The organism is Kribbella sp. NPDC051587 (assembly GCF_044453945.1).
Classification (GTDB): Bacteria; Actinomycetota; Actinomycetes; order Propionibacteriales; family Kribbellaceae; genus Kribbella.
Genome location: NZ_JBITDE010000012.1, coordinates 116,045 through 137,357, shown reverse-complemented (window position 1 = coordinate 137,357; position 21,313 = coordinate 116,045). Strand labels below are relative to the sequence as shown.

The following is a 21,313-nucleotide window of genomic DNA, read 5'->3' as shown; positions in this document are numbered from 1 at the left end:
GGACGGCGGGTCGGTCAGGACAGTTGGGCGAGATCGAAGGCGCCGGCCATGGCGGTGTAGCCGGCGGCGCTGGGGTGCAGATGGTCGCCGGAGTCGTAGCGGGGGAGTAGTTTGCCCGGCGCGGCGGGGTCACGGAGGGCTCGGTCGAAGTCGACCACTGCGTCGTAGCGTCCGGAGTTTCGGATGAAGTCGTTGAGGGCCTGGCGGTCGGCCTCTCCTTCGGCGGTGTAGTAACCCGCGCCCTGATAGGGGGTGAGGGTGGCGCCGATGACTTTGAGGCCGGCTTGGTGGGCGCGTTCGATGAACTGCCGCTGGACTGCGATCAAGAGACCGGCGTCGATCGACCCCGAGCTGTTGCCGATGTCGTTGATGCCCTGGAGGAGGACGACCGTACGGACGCCGGTCCGGGCGATGACGTCGCGGTCGAACCGTTTCAGAGCGGAGTCACCCGACGAGCCGGCGTCGGTCGCGAGCCGGCTGCCGCTGATCCCGGCGTTGAGGACGCCGACTTTGTCTGGCTGGTCGGCCTTCAGCCGGTCGAAGAGTTGATCGGGGTACCGCAGGTTCGCGTCGACGGGTGACGCGACCCCGTCCGTGATCGAGTCGCCGAAGAGCACCACCGAGCCACGCACCGGGCTCTTCACGTCGACGCCTTCGAGGACCAGCCGGTTGAGCTGCGTGCTCGTTGCGTACTGCGATCCGCTGTCGCTGGTCTGATCACCGGCCGCCCTGAATACCGTGGAGAGTCCGCGTGAGTGCTGGCTGAGCGGCCCGGTCGGGCCGGGGAGATAGAGGCTGATGACGAGATCACTGTCATCGACCGTGTGGATCTTGACCGGGTCGGAGATCCACTCGGTCCCGACCGGAATCGTGACGGACGGCTTGCCGTCGAAGAGGACCGCCGCCGTACGGCGTGGGTCGGTCAGCGCCGTACCCGTCAGGCCGTCGGCGCGAGGGGACACGGCGGCCTTGCCGATGACCAGCGGGCTGGTGCCGTAGACATTGGACAGGTGGATCCGGACTTCCGAGCCGCCGACAGACAGATGGGCGACCTGGCGGAGCGTGGCGTTGGTGACGCCCACGGCCGACGTACCGGTTGCGGTGGGCGGGGCCGAGGCAGCGGCCCAGGAGCCTGTCCAGCCGCGGCCGGGATCAGAATCGGTGCTGCGGAGAGCGATCCAGGATTCGACCGGGAGGTGGTCGCTCGGGTACTGGCCGTTCTGGCTGAAGGTGTTCACGACCGACTTGGACACCTGCGATCCCGGCGTCGTCAGGATCCAGTCGATCGCCTTGTCGTTCATCTTCGGCGTCTGGTAGCCGGGAGCCGTCCCGTACGCCGGGCCGACTTCGTCGGCGGTCGCCCAGGCATCGGCCAGGTGCCCACTCGTCACGAGCTTGGTGTAGACCGTCGAAGCAGGTCCGGCCGGCTCGTTGAAGTCGCCGGTCATGATCACCGGGAGCCGGTGGTCGAAGTTCTTCAGCCGGGCGAGCACCAGGTCGGCCGACTTCGAACGTGCGGTTGCATCGAACGCCTCGAAATGCGTGTTGACGGCGTAGAACTGTGTCGAGGAACTGAGGTCCTTGAACTTCACCCAGGTCACCATCCGCCGGCAACAGCCGTCCCAGGTTTTCGATGCCACCACATCCGGGGTGTCCGACAGCCAGTAGTCGCCGGTCTGCAGTGCTTGCAGCCGCTGCTTGTTGTAGAAGACCTTCATGTGCTCGCCCTCGTCACCGCCGTCGCGACCGCGACCGATCGCGCCGTACGACGGCCCGAGGTCGTTCGCGAGATCAGCCAGCTGGGCGGTCAGCCCCTCCTGCGTGCCGAGCAGGTCCGGCTTGGCCTGCCGAAGCTGCTCGCGCATCACCGGTCGGCGGGCCGCCCAGTCGTTTGGCGGTGTCGCACTGGCGTAGCGCAGGTTGTACTGCATGACGTGCAAGGGCGGCGACGGACGGGAGCTGTGCCCGGTGGCTGGTTGGGGTGCTGCACCGAGGGTCGTCAGAACGAGAGTCGCGACGGTAAGCAGGGAAGCCGAGCGTCGGCTGCTGGCGCGCATGGGTGCCTCCTCAGAAGTTGCCTCAGGTTCTGAAGGTAGGGACTCCACCACCCCGGAGTAAGGACTTGCGCAACTGGTTGCGCGGTGCTGTGCGTTCGCGAACCCCGTTCCGGGACATAAAATTCGTTTTCGCAACTCAAGCGGCGGACAGCTGTTGCGCAACTGCCCGTTCGGCGCTGACAAGGCGCCGCCTGGCGCTGCGTGCTCGCGACCGTTCGCGGACGGGTGCTACGAAGGTCGCATCCACCTTCGTACTCCGAGAGGTCCGCCATGCCTTTTCGCCGGAAAGTCGCCGGACTCGTCGCCTTACTGACGCCCCTGATCCCCGCCGGGATCGTTGCTGACGGCCACGGCCACGGCCACGGCCACGGCCACGGTCAGCATCCTCCTGAGCAAGCAGCACCGAAGAGCTGTGCTGCTGCTGCCGCCGGGTTCGAACCGGTCCTCCAGCTCGACCTGCCGGAGAAGGCGGGCTTCCTCGACAAGGATCTCCCGTACAGCCTCGACCGGCGCGCCGAGGTCGGCGCGAACTTCGATCGCGTCGCGTACTGCCTGCAGCTGAACGGTCCGGACGGTCCGCAATGGGTGTGGACGGCGATGGAGCCGTTCTCGAAGGACGCCGCGCGGATCGGCATCCCGACCCGCGCCGGTGAGGTGGTACGGCAGCGGGTCGACGACCTCGACGTCTGGTCGAATGTCCCGAGCGTGACCAGTGGCGCCCGGCAGTCCGGCTACCTGGAGATGTGGCCCAACAACTACGCGGAGGTCGCGAGCACACAGGTCGCGAACTCGTCGGCGACGACCTACGACGCCGACGACAGTCCGACCGCGGGCCTGGGATACGGCTCGTTCCAGGTCTCACAGGTGGGCCCGGCGCGGCCGTCGAACCTGGCTGCCACGACCGTCTTCGCGGTCAATTCGGTCACCCAGCCGGCCGCGAACGCGCTGTCGATCGGCATCGGGACGAATCCGGCGGGTCAGCCTGACTGGACCTTCACCAACAATGCTGCGGTGTACACGCAGCGCCGGCTGACCGCCTACGTCCGGCCGGCGGTGGTCAGCCTGACCGAGGCACCACAAGATCGGCAGCTGTATCCGCGGGACAAGGACAACCACGCGACCGTGCCGGTGGCCGGACACATCACCGACCCCAAGGTTCGGGAGGTCGAGCTGCGGGTCACCAGTAACGGCCGGACCGACACGTACCGGTCGCGGGCGCGAGACTTCCGGTTCACCCCACGCATCGAGGCCGCGCTGCGGCAGTACGACTTCGAGCTGCGCGCGGACGATCGTGTCGTGGCCAGGCGGACCAATGTGGTCGCGGGCGAGGTGTACGTGATCGAGGGGCAGTCCAACGCCGAGGCTGCCAAACGGAGCGGAGCGGCAAACCCGGAGGAATCGCCGTACCTGCGCAGTTTCGGCAGCTCGACCGCGGATCCGGCACTGTCCCAGGCCGACAGGTCGTGGAACTATGCGACCGGTGATGTGACCGTGCAGTCCGGGTCGGTCGGCCAGTGGGCGATCCGGGTGGGCCGTCGGATCGTCGACACCTACAAGGTGCCGGTCGCCATCGTCCAGGGTGCCCATGGCGGTAGGCCGATCGCGTTCTTCCAGCGCAACGACGCCAACCCCGACGACATCACCACGAACTACGGCCGGTTGCGCCAGCGCCTGGTCGCGGCCGGCGTTCTGGGGAACGTGCGTGCGGTGCTGTGGTACCAAGGTGAGAACGACAACGACGACGCCACCACGCACGTCAAGGGGTTCCGCGCGCTGCTGTCGGACTGGCGGAGCGACCTCGGTGACATCCACTACTACGTCAGCCAGGTTCGCACCTCGCCTTGCAACAACGCGACCAACATGAAGGTCCGCGAAGCTCAGCGTGAGCTCGGCGACACCGACAACGTCACCGTGTTGTCCACCACCGCTCTCTCAGGTCATGACGGCTGCCATTACGCCTACCTCGGCGGCTACCGGGAGATGGGCGACCGGACCTTCAACGTGATCGCCAAGGACCTGTACGGCGGCCCCTCGAAGGGTGCACTCCCGCCGAACCCGTCGATCGTGCAGCGCGCCGGCAACCAGCTCCTGGTGAAGCTCCGGTCGACCGAACCGCTGACGGTCGACGCCGGGGTTGCTGCGGACTTCAAGGTCAACAGCGGCACCGTCACCGCGGTGACGTACCAGCCGGGTGGGAACCTGCTGCTCGATCTCTCCGGCCCCGCAACCAGCGTCACGACGCTCACCTACCAGGGCCACCTGAAAGCCGGTCCGTGGATCACCAACTCGACGGGCGCCGGCCTGCTGGCCTTCACCTTGCCGGTGACCTGACCGTCCGGCCGCGGAGGCGCCGTACGGCTTCAGTCGCTGCGGTGACCAGCAGCGCCACACCGATGCCGACGGCAATCGCGAGCAGCGTGTTGTCGCGGAAGACGACGCCGCCCAGATAGCCGGTCAGGGCGGTACAAGTGCTCCAGCTGCCGGTCGCCAGCGCAACGAAAACGACGAGGGCGAACACGTCCGGCAGCTTCGGGTTTCCGTACAGTCCGGCGTCGTCCTTCCCGTACGGCGTGCGGACCAGCAACACGGGGAACGGCCCATCGCCGGCGGGCGTCCAGACGTTGGTGGTCAGTTCGACGCCGTCGCGCATCAGCACCGGTACGTCGACCTCCACCGTGAAGGTCACACCGTCACCTGCTGGGTGAGCATCCAATGGCTGAAGGCGGCATAGTTCCGCGCGAACTCTTCGGGCGTGGGCGAGTGCTCGACCGCCGCGGACAGCTTGGCGATGTCGGCGTAGCGAGGGATCTGGTATGCCGCGTAGGTCTCGAGAGCCTTCGGTACGTCGGCCCCCGGGGCGAGCAGATGGCCGAGCAGCGCGGCGTCCTCGATGCCGAGCGTGGCGCCGGCGGTGATGTGCGGCGACATCGCATGAGCAGAGTCCCCGGCCAGCACCACCCGCGCAGACGTCCAGTGGGGCAAGGGCGGGACGAGCATGATCTGGTTGTGCAGGATCTTCTCCTCGGGCGTGGCAGCGATCAGCTCGGTCAGGATCCCCTGGTCCAGATGGGCTGCCCGGTCCAGAGCTTGTTGCTTGCGGCTACCAGCCGGCTCGGTCGAGTTGAACTGGTTCACGAGCCAGTAGACGGCCCCGTCATAGTTGAGGAGATAACCGCCCCGGGTGCCATGGCTGCCCAGGAGCAGCCGGTTCTCCGACAGCGGGATCCCCGGATTTTCGATGACCGCACGCCAGGCGTGGTGGCCGGCATGTTCTTGCGCGGCGCTGCCCGGCACCAACTGTGCCCGCACGGCGGAGTAGGTGCCATCGGCACCGACCAGTACGTCGGCCGCCGTGCTGCTGCCGTCGGACAGCCGGACGGCGACGTGGTCGTCATGCTCCTCGTACTCGCCGAATCCGGTGGCCGGCTTGATGTTCTCCCGGCCTACCGCGTCGGCGAGCAGCTCGTTCAGTTCCGCTCGGGGAACCAGGACGAACTGGTGATCTTCGGGCTGGAACCCCGGTGGCGCGAGCCGGCGGCCGGCCGGGTCGTGGAAGTACATCTCGCCGGGCTTGCCGATGGCGCGGATGCGCTCGCCCACGCCGAGCTCGTCGTACACCGCCAGCGCATTGCCCCACAGCCCCAGCGATGCCCCCGCAGCTCTGATCTCCGGGGCCTGTTCGTAGATGGTGACGTCGGCCCCGGCCCGGCGCACCGCGATCCCGGTCGTCAAGCCGACAATTCCGGCGCCGATCACCACTGCCTTCATGGTCGTGCCTCCTGTGTCTGGTTGCCTGGTTCGAGCCTAGGAAGAGATTCCGATTGACACCACTGCAAGCTAGGTATGCGAGGATTGCGAATGTGATAATCGGTGAATGGACTACGTCGATCTGAACCTGATCGAGGCACTGGACGCGTTGCTGGCGGAGAACAGCGTGACGAAGGCGGCGGATCGTCTGCACACCTCGCCGCCGGCGATGAGTCGTGCCCTGGCGCGCCTGCGCCGCGCGTTCAACGATCCACTGCTGGTCCGGGCCGGGCGTGATCTGGTGCCGACACCGCGGGCGCTTGAGCTGAAGAGCGAGGTGCACGCGGTCGCCACCAGTGCGCGCGCCTTGTTCGGGCCGTCGAACGCCGCCGATCCGCGGAGCGCGGTGCGGTTGTTCGACCTTCAGGTGAGCGACATGCTGAGTACGACGTTCCTGCCGGCCTTGATGGACGACCTACGGACCGAAGCCCCCGGCATCTCGCTGCGGCTGCGTCCGGAGAGCCTCAAGGACGCCACCCCGCTGCGCGAAGGAACGGTCGACCTGGAGATCGGGACCATTCGTTCGGTCGATCCGGAGATTCATTCGGAGACACTCGCGACGGAGACACTCGTCGGTGTGGTGCGGCCGGAGCATCCGCTGGCGAAGGTGAGGACCGTGACCCCGCGTCGCTTCGCGGCCGCCGACCACATCGTGATGTCGCGGCGGGGCGAAGCCCACGGCCCGGTCGATGAGCAGCTCGCCGGTCTGGGGCTCACCCGGCGGGTAGTTGCCATTGTCCCCAGTTTCGGTACTGCGCTGTTCCTGGCCCGCGAGACGGATGCTGTCTGCGTTGCGCCGGCCAGGCTCGGGCGCCACATGCTCGACGTACTGGGGTTGCGGACCTTCGCCATCCCCTTCGAGCTCCCTGCCGTGCGGCTCGGCATGGCGTGGCATCCCCGCAACCATCACGACCGCACCCACTGGCTCCTCCGTGAGCGCACCCGCCACATCATGAGCACCATCGTCGATCCGTCACTTTCTGCCTGAGTTGCGCAAATTCCCGGCGTGCGTTTGGGTGGAAGTCGTTCGGTGTCCCGGGGCTGGAAGAACGAGGTGGAGTATGACGGCCGGCGACGAGTTGGCCACTCCCGCTCGAACACTTCTGTTCGCCCCACTGGGCGAGGCGGACGTAACGGCTGCGGTGGCACGGCGGCTGCGTGCGGTGATCGGTCTCGGCGTCCTGCCGAACGGGGCACGTCTGCCCAAGGAAGCTGATCTCGCGACTCAGCTCGGGGTCACGGTCTTCGCCCTCCGAGAGGCCCTTGCGACGCTTCGCGAGGAAGGGCTCGTGATGACACGTGCCGGCAAGAACGGCGGGAGCTTCGTCACCTATTCACCGACGAGTGCGGAGCTGGAGTGCGACGAGCTCCTCGGCCTGTCGACGGTCGAGCTACGCGATGTAGGCGACTGGCGGCAGATGCTGACGGCGCAGAACGCGGCACTCGCCGCGCAGCGAGCTACTGCGGCCAACATGACGGCGCTGTCGGTGCTGGTCGATCGGGTCGCTGCCGCCACCGATGCCGTGGAGGCCCGACGAGCACACGGGCGGTTTCAGCTGGAGCTCGCCGCTGCGGCGCAGTCGACGCGGATGACCCGGGCCGAGTTCGTTGCCCACGAGCAGATCGACTGGTTGTTCGGCCTGGTGCTGGATGGCCCCGACGAGCGCCGGCGCTGCGCACGAGCGCTCCGGAAGATCGCGGCGGCGGTCGAGGCGCGCAATCCCCGACGTGCTCGGTCCGCAGCCGAGGGGCATATCGCCGCCATGATGGAGCAGTTGGCGCAGGTCCGGCTCAAGGGGCTTGCGGAGCGGCGCCAGGTTGCGAAACGACGCACCTCCCGCAGCCTCCGTACCGAAGTCGGGGCTGTAGTGCGGACGGTGCAGGGGCTGCTCCGATCGGTTGCCACCGATCTCGCGCCGGTGCTGACCGCAGACATCGGATTCCAGCAGCGCCGCGACGAGGTCCGGCAGGTCGTGCTGGGCCGATTCGGCGAGTGTCCGCAGTACATCACCGGTCTCGCCCTGGTCGCCGAGGTCGGCCTGGTCCCGGACAGACCGCGGTGGATCGAATGGCAACTGGCCACCGGGTCGGGACCGGTGCTCGCGAACCGGCACGTCCTGGATCCCGCGCGGGAGGACTACTACGACTACGCGTCGATGGAGTTCTTCGCGCGCCCGCGGGAGACACGCAAGCCCTGGGCAGCAGGGCCCTACATCGATTCCGGCGGGGCCGACGACTACGTGATCACGCTCGCAGCGCCGATCGTCAAGGGCGGCGAGTTCCTCGGCATCACCTGTACCGACATTCTGGTAGCCCGTCTCGAATCGTGGTTGTCACCGATGCTGGCCGAGGCCGGCGAGTCGTATCTCGTCAACGCCGAGAGCCGGGTGATCGTCTCGAACTCACCGGCCTTCGGCGTGGGCGACGTGCTGCTGGACCGGGCAGACCTCGAACCGACCGAGTTTCCCGGCTACGGCTGGTCGCTGCTGACCCGCAGCTGACGCGCCGGCATCCGGTGACTCAGCCTCCATCGGCGAACTCGGGCCCGGGGCGTCGGGGTAGCTGCTCGAGACTGTCGAGTCGGCAACGCGTCGACAGCCGTGACGACCACCAGCCCGAGGATCAGTGCCAAGCATCCGATGGCTGCTGTGAGCGAGAGATGTTCACGGAGAACGACGACACCAAGGGCGGCGGCAACCAGCGGTTCAGCGAGGCTGAGTGTCCCGGCCGTGGGGGCGCTGGTGCGTCGCAGGCCGTAGGTGAAGGCTGCATAGGCCCCGGCGGTGCAGGCCAGACCGAGCCAGCCGATCAGCAGTACTGAATCTGCGTCGAGAAGGTGGCCGGGATGCCGGACGATGAGCGGCGACAGGACAACCCCGGCGATCACCAAGGTGAGGCTCGCCGCCGGGAGGGGCGGAGCGCCGGCCTGGAGAAAGCGCTTTGCGGCAACGGTGTACACGCCGTAGCACGTACCCGAGACCAGTGCGATGCCGGTGCTCGTCAGGCTGATCTGGGACGAGCCGAACGGATTCAGCAACACGGTGCAGCCGATGGTCGCGGCCAGCGTTCCGACGGTGAAGCGCTCGCGGGTCCACCATCGTGCGCACAGTCCGGTCGCGACCGGCGCGACCCCTAGCGCGATCGTCGTACCGAGTGCCGCGCCCAACTCGTCGACGGCGTGCATGAAGGTGACCTGATAGACGCCGGTGGCCAGTGCGGCCAGGAGGATCCAGCCGAGGACGTCGCGGCGCAAGGCGGCGCGCCAGGTGCCGAGCCGGAGACAGAGGATCGCGAGCGCGATGCCACCGACGAGGAGACGGGCAACACCCAGCGAACCAGGGTCTGCTGTGGAGGACGCAAGGATCTGGGCCGGTCCGACGGTTCCCCACAACGCTGCCGCGCTCAGGACGGCGGTAGCGCCCGGGAAATCCTGCCAACTCCAACTGGGCGGTCCTTCGGGTCCGTCACGGCAGCAAAGCCAGTCTGCCGACGATCCGGTCGATTCTGTTGCGGGGGCCGACCAGGCTGACCGCCGCGTATTCGAGCTGGTCGATTCCCTGCTCGGCCAGCCGCGTGAGGTAGTCGTCGTACACGCGTGTCTCCTGCGCGTCGACGGCCATGTCGGCGACGAGAACGTCGTCCCGGGCGCTGGCCAGGTTCCGGATGTTCCGTACGGTGTCCCGGTCCGCGGCGACGCAGGCAGCGATCGTGCTCTCCGGGCTGGGAACCGATACCGCCGGGATCCTCTCCGCAGGCGCCAAGGCGCTCGTGGCCGCCAACCCCCGACTCAGTGACGGCGAGGAGAGTTTGACGCGGCGCACGGTGGGGCTGGATGCCGCGCCGCCCTTCGACTTCGCCACGAATGTCAGCCGGGAGACGGTCGCTGCCGCCATGCTCGACGAGGCCGAGATGCCTCGCTTCGCCGGCGCGATTGCACTGCCGCTCGACAGCTGAGACGTTGGTGGTAAGGGGAATCGGTCTAGTTGCGCAACAGTCCATCGGGGCTGAACGATGTGGCATCCTGCGACGAAACGCGATGATCGCTGCGTCTCCCAGGGAAAGGGTCTGTCCGCATGCGCCACACCTCATGGCTCCGCCGGTGGCGGTTCAGAAGTACCGCAATCGTCACAGCACTCGGCCTGTGCGCTGCGCCGGTGCCGCTCACGCCCGCCGCGGCGGCACCGGTCAACGCCTCGGCCCCGACACTCGAGTTCGCGAACCGCGACAGCCAAGCCCTTTTCGGTACGGCGTACGCCGCCGCGCTGAAGAACCTGCTCCAGACCAACACGGTGCCGTTCGACTCCAGCCATGCCAAGAGCGGACTGATGGATCCGGCCGTCGGCATGGTGCGGGCCGGCGGCGGCTATGCCCAGCCGTGGACGCGGGATGCTTCCATCAACAGCTGGAATGCGACGAGTCTGCTGTCACCCGCGCTGGCGAAGAACACCTTGTGGGCCGTGATCGAGAAGGATGCCAACGGCAAGCTTCAGGTGCAGCAGGACAACCAGCAGTGGGATCAGGTCGTCTGGGTGACGGCCGCGTGGGAGCACTACCTGCGGACGGGGGACCGGGCCTTCCTGGTGAACGCCTATCCGGCCGCGGGGACGACCTTGTCGATCCGTGAGAAGGCCACGGAGTACGGGTTCGATGCCGGCTTCGGCCTGTTCACCGGCCCGTCGTTCTTCAACGACGGGGTCGCCGGGTTCCCGTCGCCACCTGTCGATGCGACAGAGTCCCAAGGGAGTGGAAGCCGGCGGTATCCCGGGATCGTGTCCGGCATGTACCTGAGCACCAATGCGCTCTACTACTCCGCCTACCGGTCCGCGGCCGACATGGCCGAGAAGCTGGGCCGGCCGCGGGCCGAGGCCGCCGCCTACCGGGCGAAGGCCGCAGCGCTCAAGGTGGCCGTCAACAAGTACTTCTGGAACCCGGAGACCGGGTCCTACAACTACCAACTGCTCGCCGACGGGACCCGTGGCGTCTACCAGGAAGGCACCGGGCTCGCCTTTGCCTTGATCTTCGGAATCGCCTCCGCGTCACAGGCCCGGTCAGTTGTCGCCAACGCCCAGGAGATGACCTGGGGGATGCCGGACACGTATCCCCACTGGGATCGCTATTCGAGTGCCCAACCGGGCCGGCACAACGCGATCGTCTGGCCGCTCGTGCAGGGCCTGTGGGCCAAGGCGCTGGCCGGGGAAGGGGCGCAGCAGGCCTTCGCCACGGAGACCGCGAAGCTGGCCAAACTGGCGGTCAACAACGGGGGGTTCTGGGAGATCTACAACGGTGACACCGGCGTGATCGACGGTGGGTACCAGCACCGCGACGATGTGGTGAAGTACCACTGGAACTCGCAGCCCAACCAGACCTGGTCGGCGACCGCGTTCATCGACATGATGCACACCGGCCTGTTCGGGATGAACTTCGACGACCGGGGGCTGACCTTCACCCCGACGCTCCCGGAGGGGTGGGGCGACGCGACGCTGCGCGGAGTGCGGTATCGCAACGGTGACCTGACCATCCGGCTGCACGGAGCGGGGACGTCCATCGAGTCGTTCGCGATCGACGGCAAGCGCGTGCGCGGAAACTCGGTACCGGCCTCGGTGACCGGACGCCACACCATCGACATCACGCTCGCCTCCGGCCGCGGTGGCGGCTGGGAAGACGGCGGGTGGGATCGCCACGGAGGCTTCGGTTGGGGCCACGGCGGAGGCCACGACGGAACCCGGGCGGGAGACCGGGATGGCGATCAGGTCCCGGACGCGCGCGACAGTTGCTCGGACACCAGCGGTACGCAGGCTCTGCAGGGATGCCCGGATCCTCGGCACCTGGAGGCCGAGGATGCGGTGAACAGCGGGGGAGCCAAGACGAACGCCAACCATGTCGGCTACAGCGGCAGAGCGTTCGTCGACGGGCTCAAGGTCGCCGGGGCCAGTTCGGCCTACACCGTCCACCGGCGGACGGATCGCGCGGGTGCCGGGAAGCTGACGATCAGGTACGCCAACGCGAACTCCGCCGCCCGCACGCTCACCCTGCGAGCCGACGGACAGGTCGTCCAGCAGGTGACGTTCCCGGTGGTCTCGAAGAGCTGGGACGACTGGGGAACCGTGACGATCGACGCGGTCCCGCTCCGGGGACGGCATCCGGTACTGACGCTGTCGTACGACCCAGGGGACACCGGCTCGATCAACGTGGACTCGCTGGGCGTCAGCCAGGACTGAGCTGTCGCGTGGTGTGCGTCACTTGACCTCTAAATATTTGTATCCGTAGATTATGGCTCGGTGCGGCTCGCGCCCGAGACAGTCGGAGGTGCTCATCGTGTGTGTCCCCGGCAGCCGGCGGACGGTCCCGCCGGTGTGCGCTCTCCTGTTCCGTCGTCCAGCCGGCCGCTGAGGCTGGACGATGGAACCTCACCAGGGGCGGTCGCCGCTGCGAGAGATCGACAGCAGCGGCCGCGTCACGATGCGCCAGGTGGCGCTGGCCGCGAATGTCTCGGTCACCACGGTTTCGCACGTCGTCAACGGAACGCGGATCGTCGCTGACGAGACTCGCCAGCGCGTCCAGCTGGCGATGAAGACGCTCGGCTACGACCGTCAGCCGGCGACCGGCTCGCCGTTGACCGCCTCGGGGCGAACGATCGGGCTGGCGATGACGGTGGCCAACAATCCCTACTGGGTCGATCTGATCCAGGGGGTCGAGGCCGAGGCGGCCAGGGCCGGCCTGAACCTGGTGGTGGTCGATACCCGCGACGATGCCCGCTACGAGGCTGCCGCGGTATCGAACCTGGTCGCGCACCGGATCATCGAAGGGCTGGTGATCTCGCCGGCCGCAGGGTGGCGCTCGTCGACCTTGCCGCTGGTGCGGCGGCAGCGGGTTCCGTTCGTCGCGGTCGACCGGATCGACCCGACGCTGCACGCGGACCAGGTCGGCGTCGAGAACGAGTCGGCCGCGGCGGCGGTGGTCGAGCACTTGATGCACCACGGCCATCGGCGGATCGGCATGCTGAAAGGGATCCCGGGGTTGTCGACGAGCGTCGAACGCCTGCGTGGTTTCGAACTGGCGCACAAGCGGAACCGTTTCCCCATCGATCCACAGCTGATCAGGGTCGGGAACTCGTCGACGGCCGGCGGCCGGACGGCGACCGCGGAGCTTCTCCGGCTGGCCCATCGGCCCACCGCGTTGTTCGCCGCGAACGGCGCGATGACGATCGGCGCGATGACGACCCTGCAGTCGGCGGGACTGCGGGTCCCGGAGGATGTCGCGTTGGTTGCCTTCGACGACTTCCCTTGGGCGGACCTGTTCACCCCGGCGCCGACCACGGTGGCGCAGCCGTCGGCCGCGATCGGTGCCCGGGCCGTGCAGCTGCTCGTTCGCCGGATGGAAGACCCGGACGCACCCCCCCGGATGATGCGCCTTCCCGCCGAGATCATGCATCGCAACTCCTGCGGGTGCGCGCTGGAGCCTGCTCGATCTGCCGTGCGCGCGCCTGCACGGTCTCCGCGGTGACGCCCTCGAACACCACGGGGTCCTGCCCTCGCTGAGCTCGCTGCGGCGCTCTGACCGCAGCTGCCCGGCGCGAAACATCGCTTGCGCAACTCGTTCTTGCTGGTCACCGGCTGTTGACGGCGAATATTTGGATTCGTAGATTATTTGCCACAGCAGGATGTTCGACTGTCCCGGAAGAAGTCCTGCGACTTGCGGTCTCCTGGTGCTTCAGTACACGCGCAGCGCCGCTACGGCGCCGCGATCGTGCGAGCCGTCGGCAACCATCGTGGCTGCCGCATGCCGATACTCCCGTTCCGTGAACAGGACCTGCCACCTGGCGGAACAGACCCTCTTTGGAGGCGATGACGTGCGCCCAATCAGTCGGAGAACTCTCTTTGCCGGCGGCCTCGCACTAGCGGGCAGCGCCGCGATCCCCTTACGAACCTCAGTGATCACAGCGACAGCCGCTGAGCCGTATCCCTTTCAGGTCGGGATCGCCTCCGGGGATCCCGACAGCAGCAGCGTCGTACTGTGGACGCGGCTCGCTCCCACACCGCTCAACGACGACGGGCACGGTGGGATGGCGAACGCCGACGTCGCCGTGGAGTGGCAGGTATCGCTGACCGATACCTTCGCGACACTGGCTGCCTCCGGGACGGTGACGGCAACCTCTGCGAACGCGCACTCCGTCCACGCGGTGGCTGGTGGGCTCCTTGCCGACAGGGACTACTTCTACCGGTTCCGTGCGCAAGGCCATCTGTCAGACGTCGGCCGGACCCGGACAGCTCCGGCCAGCGGTTCCAACGGCCGGACGCTGGAGATGCTGTTCACCTCGTGTGCGCACTACGAAGAAGGTTATTTCACGGTCTACCGGCGGATGGCCGAGGACAACCCGGGTCTGATCGTGCACCTGGGCGACTACTTCTACGAAGCAGGGGCGGCGTCCGGCGGAGTCCGACTGCACGCCGGGGCAACGGAACTCGTGTCGCTCGCGGACTACCGCCGGCGGTACGCGCAGTACAAGACCGACCCGGACCTTCAGGCGGCGCACGCGGCGGCGCCCTGGCTGGTGGTCTTCGACGACCATGAGGTGGAGAACAACTGGGCCGGGATGGTGCGGGCGAACAACTCGCCACCGTTGACGACCGCGGAGTGGATCGCGCGCCGTACGGCGGCCTTCCAGGCCTACTACGAGAACATGCCGCTGCGGCCCGCACAGGCGAACAACGGGAACAGCATCCCGCTGTACCGCCGGGTCCGGTGGGGGAGTCTCGCGACCTTCCACATGCTCGACACGCGCCAGTACCGCGACGATCAGGCGTGTGGCGACGGGTGGCAGGTTTGTTCGGACGCGGACCTTGCGTCGCGAAGCCTGCCGGGCAATACCCAGGAGACCTGGCTGCTGAACGGCCTGGACCAGCATTACGGCCGATGGGACATCCTTGCGCAGCAAGTGTTCTTCGCCCGGCGGTACGACTCGACGGGCGCGGCCAACATGGATACCTGGGACGGCTATCGGACGTCCCGGGCCCGGATGCAGCAAGGCTGGGTCGACCGCGGTACCCGCAACCCTGTGGTGCTCACTGGTGATGTGCACCGCGCCTGGGCCTGCGACCTGAAGGCGAACTACGACAACCCGAGCTCGGCGACGATCGGCAGCGAACTGATCACGAGTTCGGTCACCGCGAGCGGCGACGGAAGCGCGTCGACGACGATCCCCGATGTCGCGGCCAATCCCTGGCTCAAGTTCTACAGTGCGCGCCGCGGCTACGTCCGGACGACGATCACCCCGTCGCAGATGCGGGCCGACTTCCGGTCCGTCGACCAGGTCACCGTGGCCGACCGGCCTGCGGTGACGACGAAATCCTTCGTGATCGAGGACGGACAACCCGGCGTACAGCCGGCCTGATCCCGGCAGGGCCGGCGGCGCGCGACGCCGGCCCTGCCGTCCGGGCAGATGGTTGGTCCGAGCTAGACGGAGTAGCCGTTCGGGTTCGGAAGTTTGAACGTCCGGCCGCCGTGACCGCCTTCGAGGTCGACGTACTGGTCGCCGATGTTCGCCACGATCTCGTACCCGAACGACTCGATGTAGGTGCGGTGCGCTGTTTTCAGGTGGACCGTCGTGCAGGTTGCGTCCGGGTCGGCCGCGCAGGCGGTTCGCAGGTACGCCGGGTAGTCCTTGGGCCTGGGGCGCATGAACAGGCCAGGCTCGCCGCTGGGAAGGGTGGTCGGAGCGGTGAAACCGGCGTCCACGCCGATCCCGTCGGCCGTCAGATTGCCGAGCGACGCTGCTCGGGACGAGGCCCGCCGGTTGGTGACGTAGAAGATCGCATAACCCTGTTTCCGGGCGGCCGCCACCAGGTCGACCATTCCCGGGACAGCGACGAACTTCTGGTTGTCGACATAGTCGGTTCGGGCGGCGGTGCTGTTGTTCCAGTTGTCCGAGACGGCGAGGTTCCAGGTGGCGAGCGTCGTGTCGTCGATGTCGAGCACGATCGCCTTCTGCTTGCCGGGCCGCACGTGCCGCGGGCGGGACAGGTAGCGGTTGATGCCGGCTGCTACCGACCTGGTCTCGCGTGCGTAGTTGCCGTCGGCTCCGATGGCGCCGGTGCCGAGTGGGTCGCCGTAATAGTTGCGGATCTGCTGCTTGAGGATGTCGATGTTCGTGATCTGCTGTGCGCTGCGGGGTGTCGACGTCTTGATCGCCGGTTCGCCGGCGGGAGCGTCGGCAGGGTAGGCGAGTCCGGTGGCTGCCGTGGTCAGCGTGAGGGTGGCCAGGCCGACGGCCAGCAGGCGGCCAGGCTCGCGAAAGGAACTGATGCGCATCGTGGACCTTTCCAGGAGAGGAAACTGGTGGGACGAAGTCTGATCCCGGTGTTCGGGGCCGTCGGCTCGTTGCGCAAGTGCGGCATCGGGCACCCGGCATTTGCGCAACAGGCATCGGCCAGGTCGTGGTGCTCATAGCGTGGCCTCGTCGTGCACTGTCGATGGAAGGCGATCCGATGCGCATTGTCGCCGGCTGCTTGGCCGCAGCGTTCTTGCTCCCCGTACTCCCAGCCTCGGCCGGTACCCCCGGTGACAGCCGGCCGGAACACGGTTGGCCTGGCGGGGGGAGGGTCGATCCGGCGTCGTCGGTCGATCCGCTGATCGGCTCGCAGCGCGACGGGACGACCTGGCCGGGTGCGGTCCGGCCGTTCGGGATGATTTCGTGGAGCCCGACGAGCACGCGCGGCGATCAGACCAGCACGGGCGCGGCCAACGGGTACCAGTACGACGTGACGCGCGTGCGCGGGTTCAGCCTCACGCACTTGAGTGGGGCGGGCTGCAATCCCGGTGCCGCCGGCGACATCCCGATTCTCCCGTACGTCGGGGCGGTCGACTCGTCACCGACGGCTGACACGAAGGACGCGAAGTACGCGTCGAACTTCAGTCACGCGAACGAGAAGGCTGTCCCGGGCCGGTACACGGTGACGCTGGATTCGGGTGTGAAGTCCGACCTGGCGGTGACTACGCGGGCCGGCGTGGGCGAGTTCACCTTCCCGGCGGATCAGACCGCGAACCTGCTGTTCCGGACGTCGAATTCCCTGAACGGCAGTGAGGATGCGGAGATCACGATCGACCCGACTGGCCGGAAGGTGACCGGGTCGGTGCTGACTGGCGCGTTCTGTGGTCGTCGCGCGAACGGTGGGGTGAACAACCGTAAGACCTATTACCGGCTGTATTTCACTGCGTCGTTCGACCAGCCGGTGGTTGCCAATGGCACCTGGAAGAACGGTGACCTGGCCGCGGGTAGCACGCACACGACCGGCGGCGAGGGTTATGCGACTGGTGCGGATCGGGCCGGTCGTGGTTCGGGTGGTTACGTGTCGTTCGCGCCGGGCGTCAAGGTGCGGATGAAGCTGGGGATCTCGTATGTGAGTTTGGCGGGTGCGGAGCAGAACCTGCGAGCCGAGGTACGGCGGAACGCGACCGTCGATCGGATCGCGGCGGAGGGGTATGCGGCGTGGCAGCGTGAACTGCGCGCGATCGATGTCACGGGTGGGACGGATGCGCAGCGGACGACGTTCTACACGGCGCTGTATCACGTGTTGTTGCAGCCGAACATCTTCAATGATGTCGACGGCCGGTATCTGGGAAGCGACCTGAAGATTCATCATCTGAGCCGTGGGCAGCGCGCCCAGTACGGGACGTTCTCCGGGTGGGATCAGTATCGGGCGCATATTCAGTTGCTGGCGTTGCTGAAGCCGGATGTCGCGGGGGATTTCGCGCAGTCGATGTATCAGTTTGCCCAGCAGAACAACGGGGTTTGGGATCGCTGGCTGCACAACAACGGTCCGACGCACGTGATGACCGGTGACCCGGCGGCGCCGACGCTGGCCACGTTCGCCGCGATGGGGGTGCGGAACTTCGACGTACGGGGTGCGTTCGAGTCGCTGGCGCATCAGGCGCGGGTGCAGAACCCGGAGGCTGAGAACGACGGTGGTTGCCCAGGGCAATGCACCGGCCAGCGTCCTGCCCTGAACACCTACCTCGCGCACCACTATGCGCCCCAGGATGCCTGTTACTGCTGGGGCGGCGCCGCCGAAACCCTCGAGAATTCCCTCGCCGACTACTCGTTGGCCCAATGGGCGCAGCGGCTCGGAACCAGCGCGCCGGTTCTGAAAGCCCGTGGTAGTTGGTGGAAGAACACCTTCGACCCGGCAGTAGGTTATCAGCGGGCGCGGCGGGCCGATGGGACGTGGGAGCCGGGCTTCGCTCCTGACACCCAGACGGGATTCGCGCAGGGTTCGAGTGCGACGTACACGTGGATGGTTCCGCAGGACGTCTCCGGGCTTGCCGCGCTCATGGACGGCAAGGCAGTTGAGCGGCTGGATGGATTCTTTCACGATGCGAACGGCAACTGGGCGGTCAAGGGTGGGAGCGCAGTCCGCTACGACCCGACCAACGAGCCCGGTCTGCACGCGCCCTGGCTCTACAACGGCCTCGGCGTCGCGTGGAAGACCCAAGCCACCACCCGCGAGATCGTCGACACCGTGTACGGCACCGGCCCCGCCGGACTGCCCGGCAACGACGACCTCGGCACCCTGTCGGCCTGGTACATCTACGCCGCCATCGGCCTCTTCCCACAGACCGCGGGCCGGGCTGAGTTGCTGGTCGGAAGTCCGTTGTTCCCGAAAGTCGAGCTCCACCGCAGCAACGGCGTACGGATCACCGTGGAAGCACCCGCCACCTCAGACACCAACCAGTACGTCGAAGCGCTGAAGCTGAACGGACGCCCACGAACCGAGTCCTGGCTCCCCGAATCCTTCACCACCCGAGGCGGCAGCATCACCGCCCAAATGACCAACACCCAAACCACCTGGGGCACGCCGCCCATCGACCGCTGAGCGGTCTTGGTTACGCGGACAAGGAGGTCTGGCGTACTGCATCGAGCTCTGAGCCTGCCGAGCACCCGCAAGACTCTCGGTGCATGATCTCGGCAGGCAGACGGAGGATGCGGTGCGGTGCATCGCGATCGCCGAGTCGGCGGTGCATGAGCTGCACAGCGCGGGCGCCGATGGCAGCGGACGGCTGAGCGATGGCAGTCAGATGGGGCCTGAAGAGGTCGGCCCAGGGGAAGTCGTCGAAAGCGACCAGAGCGATGTCGTCCGGTACCTTGACGCCGGCCTCTTGCAGTGCGGCGAGTGCACCGACGGTCATGCCACTGTTGGCGGTGAAGAGAGCCGTCGGTGGGTCCGGCAGGCGCAGGAGTTCCGCGGCCGCCCGGCGGCCGCCACGGCTCGAGGAATCGCCGACGCGGACGAGCTCCGGGTCCATCGGCAGATTCGCGCGATGGTGGGCACCGACGTACCCACGCAGGCGCTCGGAGCTGGTGAACAGGCCGGGAATGCCGCTGAGCATGCCGATCCGGGTGTGCCCGAGTTGGATCAGGTGGTCGATGAGGGCCCTGGTCACGGATTCGTTCTCGACTCCGACCTGGTCGACACGCAGCATCGGGTCCAGCCGGTCGAGAAGCACGTGGGGCAGCGAACGGTCGCACAGCATCGGGAAGGTCCGCGCCCGCCAACTCCCGGTCGGCGCGATGATCAGGCCGTCGACGCGGTGCGCGATGAGGTTGGCCACAGCCGTGGCCTCGTGGTGAGGGTCGTCGCGGGTGTCGACCACGATCAGGTCCAGGTCGAGCCGCTCCGCCTCGCGGCCCAAGCCCTCGAGTATCTCCACCCAGTACGGGTTGTTCGCCACCGTCACAGCCACACCGATCGTTCGGTGCGATCCAGCGGAGAGTGAGCGCGTCGTCGGCCTCGGCACGTAGCCGAGGTCCTGGATGGCCCGCTGGACTCGTTCGCGGGTTGCGGGGAGGACCACTCGGGTTCCGTTGACGACATGCGAGACGGTCGTCACCGATACGCCGGCAGCGTGCGCAACGTCGGCCATGGTCATCATGTGTCGACCTCTCGGAGCAGGCGGGACGGGGTCCCGAGGCAGTTGAGTCCTTGGTAGCAGGTGCTGCCGGAGCCAGGCGACGTTTCTGCGGTCGACGGTCGAATCTGTGCGCCGAGCGCGCATTAAAGAACGGTTACAGCATGAAGTAGATCATATTAAGGCGCATTCGTTCCATTGGATGGAACGGACTGGCGTTCAATGGCTGATGGCTTCGGCTTGCGCCGTGGCTATAGCGGTGGCGATCGCGCCGCGAACTTCTGCTCTCGGCTCGAGTTTGCTGGACAGGATCGCGACTGACTCGGCGCTGGCGGGTTGGGCGTAGCGGACGACCGACTCGGCGACGCCGTCGGCGAAGGAGCGGCCCGATCCGCCGAGCTGGCCGCCGAGGATGATCGCCTCCGGATTCAAGGAGTTGACCAGGTCTGCGAGGACGCGTCCAACGGTCCGGCCGGACTCGGCCAGTACCCGGCTCGCCGCCGGATGATCGCTCAGCTCGTTCAGGGGCGGGACGTCCGCCTCGTCGGTGAGGTTCAGGACGTGGGCCAGTTCGGCCCGCACATTCGTCAGCGAGACGATCGTTCCGAGACAACCGCGGTTGCCGCACCGGCAGAGCTGGGTCGCACCGGGGACCTGGATATGACCGATCTCGCCGGCCAGCCCCGCCGCTCCGTGGTAGGTACGGCCGGCGAGAACGAGACCGGAGCCGATCCGGTCGGACACTTTGACGTACACGAAGTTTTCCATGCCCTGTGCGGCGCCCGAGATGAGTTCACCCCGGGCGCCGAAATCAGCGTCGTTGCCGACGGCAACCGGACGGCCGAAGCGATGGGAAAGCTCGTCGGCCGGGGAGATGCCACTCCATGCGGACTGGCCGGCAGTCAATCGGACAACCTGGGTACGGAGGTCCAGTGGGCGAGCGACCCCAGCGGCAATGCTGCGTACGTCGTCCATCCTGAGGCCGTTGTCCTCGAGCGCTTGGCGGGTCAGCTGCGCAGCGAGGTCAAAGGCTTGCTGTGGCCGATGGTCGAGATCCAGCACCCCTGTGGACAGCCCGAGAATGTCGCCCTTGATGTCGGCGACCGCCACCGTCACCTGGGTGTGATCGACATCCATGCCAATGACGATGCCGTTGTCGTCGGCCAGGGTGATCACGGTAGGCCGTCGGCCACGAGCGGACTGCTGCGGCCCGGCAGCAGACTCCGCGATCAGTCCGCTTTCGCGCAGCGAACCGACGCAGTCGCTGATGGCGCTTGCGGACAGCCCGGTCATCAGGCTCAGGTCACCCCTGGTCAATCCGCTACCGCTCTGCGACAGCAACGCGAGGACCTGGCTGCGGGTACGCCTGCGCCGAGCCGAGAGCGAGGCCGAATCATCGTGGTCCACGGCGACGAGCATACGAAATGCCGACAGCGAGCCGCGATCACCACAGGTCGCCTCCAGTGAAAGCTAGAGGAGCTGGCAGCGCTATTGCGCCGTTCTCGTTCCCGATGGACGAGCAGACCCGCCCCGGGTCGGGTGTCCGA

General features: G+C 67.3%; 15 protein-coding genes and 1 pseudogene. 8 read left to right on the top strand and 8 right to left on the bottom strand.

From position 1 onward, the window contains the following. Positions 1–14: 14 nt before the first annotated feature. Positions 15–2,057, bottom strand: a complete 2,043-nt coding sequence (locus ACIA49_RS32915) for a GDSL-type esterase/lipase family protein (protein WP_396381787.1) — start codon at positions 2,055–2,057, stop codon at positions 15–17. A 270-nt stretch (positions 2,058–2,327) separates the two neighbouring features. Here ACIA49_RS32915 and ACIA49_RS32910 point away from each other — a divergent pair, with 270 nt between their 5' ends. Further along, positions 2,328–4,388 carry a sialate O-acetylesterase gene (locus ACIA49_RS32910; RefSeq protein WP_396381786.1) on the top strand — a complete coding sequence of 687 codons (2,061 nt, stop codon included), beginning with the start codon at positions 2,328–2,330 and terminating at the stop codon, positions 4,386–4,388. Here the strand turns inward: ACIA49_RS32910 and ACIA49_RS32905 are convergent. Continuing rightward, positions 4,369–4,743, bottom strand: coding sequence for a CocE/NonD family hydrolase (locus tag ACIA49_RS32905; RefSeq protein ID WP_396381785.1), 375 nt, complete (start codon positions 4,741–4,743; stop codon positions 4,369–4,371). The two genes, ACIA49_RS32910 and ACIA49_RS32905, sit on opposite strands and share 20 nt — an antisense overlap. After that, the gene (locus tag ACIA49_RS32900; RefSeq protein WP_396381784.1) at positions 4,740–5,825 is read right to left on the bottom strand and encodes an FAD-dependent monooxygenase; all 1,086 of its coding nucleotides are present in this window, start codon (positions 5,823–5,825) and stop codon (positions 4,740–4,742) included. Before ACIA49_RS32900 ends, ACIA49_RS32905 begins: the two co-directional genes overlap by 4 nt. A gap of 106 nt (positions 5,826–5,931) precedes the next feature. Between ACIA49_RS32900 and ACIA49_RS32895 the strand changes: the two genes are divergently transcribed. Together ACIA49_RS32895 and ACIA49_RS32890 are read left to right on the top strand one after the other, a co-directional pair. Next, a complete protein-coding gene (locus ACIA49_RS32895) occupies positions 5,932–6,852 on the top strand; it encodes a LysR family transcriptional regulator (protein WP_396381783.1) in 921 nt (306 codons plus the stop codon). 73 nt (positions 6,853–6,925) lie between these two features. Further along, a complete protein-coding gene (locus ACIA49_RS32890) occupies positions 6,926–8,365 on the top strand; it encodes a GntR family transcriptional regulator (RefSeq protein ID WP_396381782.1) in 1,440 nt (479 codons plus the stop codon). Here the strand turns inward: ACIA49_RS32890 and ACIA49_RS32885 are convergent. Both ACIA49_RS32885 and ACIA49_RS32880 read right to left on the bottom strand, forming a co-directional pair. Beyond that, positions 8,335–9,273, bottom strand: a pseudogene (locus ACIA49_RS32885) (DMT family transporter); the annotation flags it as partial. The gene ACIA49_RS32890 and the pseudogene ACIA49_RS32885 sit on opposite strands and share 31 nt — an antisense overlap. Positions 9,274–9,328: 55 nt before the next feature. After that, complete coding sequence (locus tag ACIA49_RS32880) at positions 9,329–9,520, bottom strand: DUF2000 family protein (protein ID WP_396381974.1); 192 nt, start codon at positions 9,518–9,520, stop codon at positions 9,329–9,331. Between ACIA49_RS32880 and ACIA49_RS32875 the strand changes: the two genes are divergently transcribed. The 4 genes from ACIA49_RS32875 (at position 9,483) to ACIA49_RS32860 (ending at position 15,255) form a co-directional block, all read left to right on the top strand. After that, entirely contained in the window at positions 9,483–9,818 is a 336-nt protein-coding gene (locus ACIA49_RS32875) for a hypothetical protein (RefSeq protein WP_396381984.1), read from the top strand. The two genes, ACIA49_RS32880 and ACIA49_RS32875, sit on opposite strands and share 38 nt — an antisense overlap. A 200-nt stretch (positions 9,819–10,018) precedes the next feature. Next, the gene (locus tag ACIA49_RS32870) at positions 10,019–12,082 is read left to right on the top strand and encodes an MGH1-like glycoside hydrolase domain-containing protein (protein ID WP_396381781.1); all 2,064 of its coding nucleotides are present in this window, start codon (positions 10,019–10,021) and stop codon (positions 12,080–12,082) included. Positions 12,083–12,263: 181 nt separating this feature from the next. After that, positions 12,264–13,367, top strand: a complete 1,104-nt coding sequence (locus ACIA49_RS32865) for a LacI family DNA-binding transcriptional regulator (RefSeq protein ID WP_396381779.1) — start codon at positions 12,264–12,266, stop codon at positions 13,365–13,367. Between the two features lie 427 nt (positions 13,368–13,794). Beyond that, positions 13,795–15,255, top strand: coding sequence for an alkaline phosphatase D family protein (locus tag ACIA49_RS32860; protein ID WP_396381778.1), 1,461 nt, complete (start codon positions 13,795–13,797; stop codon positions 15,253–15,255). A gap of 62 nt (positions 15,256–15,317) precedes the next feature. Here the strand turns inward: ACIA49_RS32860 and ACIA49_RS32855 are convergent, their stop codons facing one another. After that, positions 15,318–16,172, bottom strand: coding sequence for an HAD family acid phosphatase (locus ACIA49_RS32855; RefSeq protein WP_396381776.1), 855 nt, complete (start codon positions 16,170–16,172; stop codon positions 15,318–15,320). A 176-nt stretch (positions 16,173–16,348) separates the two neighbouring features. On the opposite strand from ACIA49_RS32855, the gene ACIA49_RS32850 reads away from it, so the two are divergent. Beyond that, a complete protein-coding gene (locus ACIA49_RS32850) occupies positions 16,349–18,733 on the top strand; it encodes a GH92 family glycosyl hydrolase (RefSeq protein ID WP_396381774.1) in 2,385 nt (794 codons plus the stop codon). 10 nt (positions 18,734–18,743) lie between these two features. On the opposite strand, the gene ACIA49_RS32845 is transcribed toward ACIA49_RS32850, so the two are convergent. Together ACIA49_RS32845 and ACIA49_RS32840 are read right to left on the bottom strand one after the other, a co-directional pair. After that, positions 18,744–19,790, bottom strand: coding sequence for a LacI family DNA-binding transcriptional regulator (locus ACIA49_RS32845; RefSeq protein ID WP_396381773.1), 1,047 nt, complete (start codon positions 19,788–19,790; stop codon positions 18,744–18,746). Between the two features lie 195 nt (positions 19,791–19,985). Beyond that, positions 19,986–21,173 carry an ROK family protein gene (locus ACIA49_RS32840; RefSeq protein WP_396381771.1) on the bottom strand — a complete coding sequence of 396 codons (1,188 nt, stop codon included), beginning with the start codon at positions 21,171–21,173 and terminating at the stop codon, positions 19,986–19,988. Positions 21,174–21,313: the final 140 nt, after the last annotated feature.

Excerpts from the sequence above, each read along its gene's own strand:
- ACIA49_RS32895 (WP_396381783.1), top strand. The coding sequence starts at position 5,932 with ATGGACTACGTCGATCTGAACCTGATCGAGGCACTGGACGCGTTGCTG.
- ACIA49_RS32850 (WP_396381774.1), top strand. The coding sequence starts at position 16,349 with ATGCGCATTGTCGCCGGCTGCTTGGCCGCAGCGTTCTTGCTCCCCGTA.
- ACIA49_RS32910 (WP_396381786.1), top strand. The coding sequence starts at position 2,328 with ATGCCTTTTCGCCGGAAAGTCGCCGGACTCGTCGCCTTACTGACGCCC.
- ACIA49_RS32900 (WP_396381784.1), bottom strand. The coding sequence starts at position 5,825 with ATGAAGGCAGTGGTGATCGGCGCCGGAATTGTCGGCTTGACGACCGGG.
- ACIA49_RS32890 (WP_396381782.1), top strand. The coding sequence starts at position 6,926 with ATGACGGCCGGCGACGAGTTGGCCACTCCCGCTCGAACACTTCTGTTC.
- ACIA49_RS32915 (WP_396381787.1), bottom strand. The coding sequence starts at position 2,057 with ATGCGCGCCAGCAGCCGACGCTCGGCTTCCCTGCTTACCGTCGCGACT.
- ACIA49_RS32855 (WP_396381776.1), bottom strand. The coding sequence starts at position 16,172 with ATGCGCATCAGTTCCTTTCGCGAGCCTGGCCGCCTGCTGGCCGTCGGC.
- ACIA49_RS32845 (WP_396381773.1), bottom strand. The coding sequence starts at position 19,790 with ATGATGACCATGGCCGACGTTGCGCACGCTGCCGGCGTATCGGTGACG.
- ACIA49_RS32865 (WP_396381779.1), top strand. The coding sequence starts at position 12,264 with ATGGAACCTCACCAGGGGCGGTCGCCGCTGCGAGAGATCGACAGCAGC.
- ACIA49_RS32875 (WP_396381984.1), top strand. The coding sequence starts at position 9,483 with ATGTCGGCGACGAGAACGTCGTCCCGGGCGCTGGCCAGGTTCCGGATG.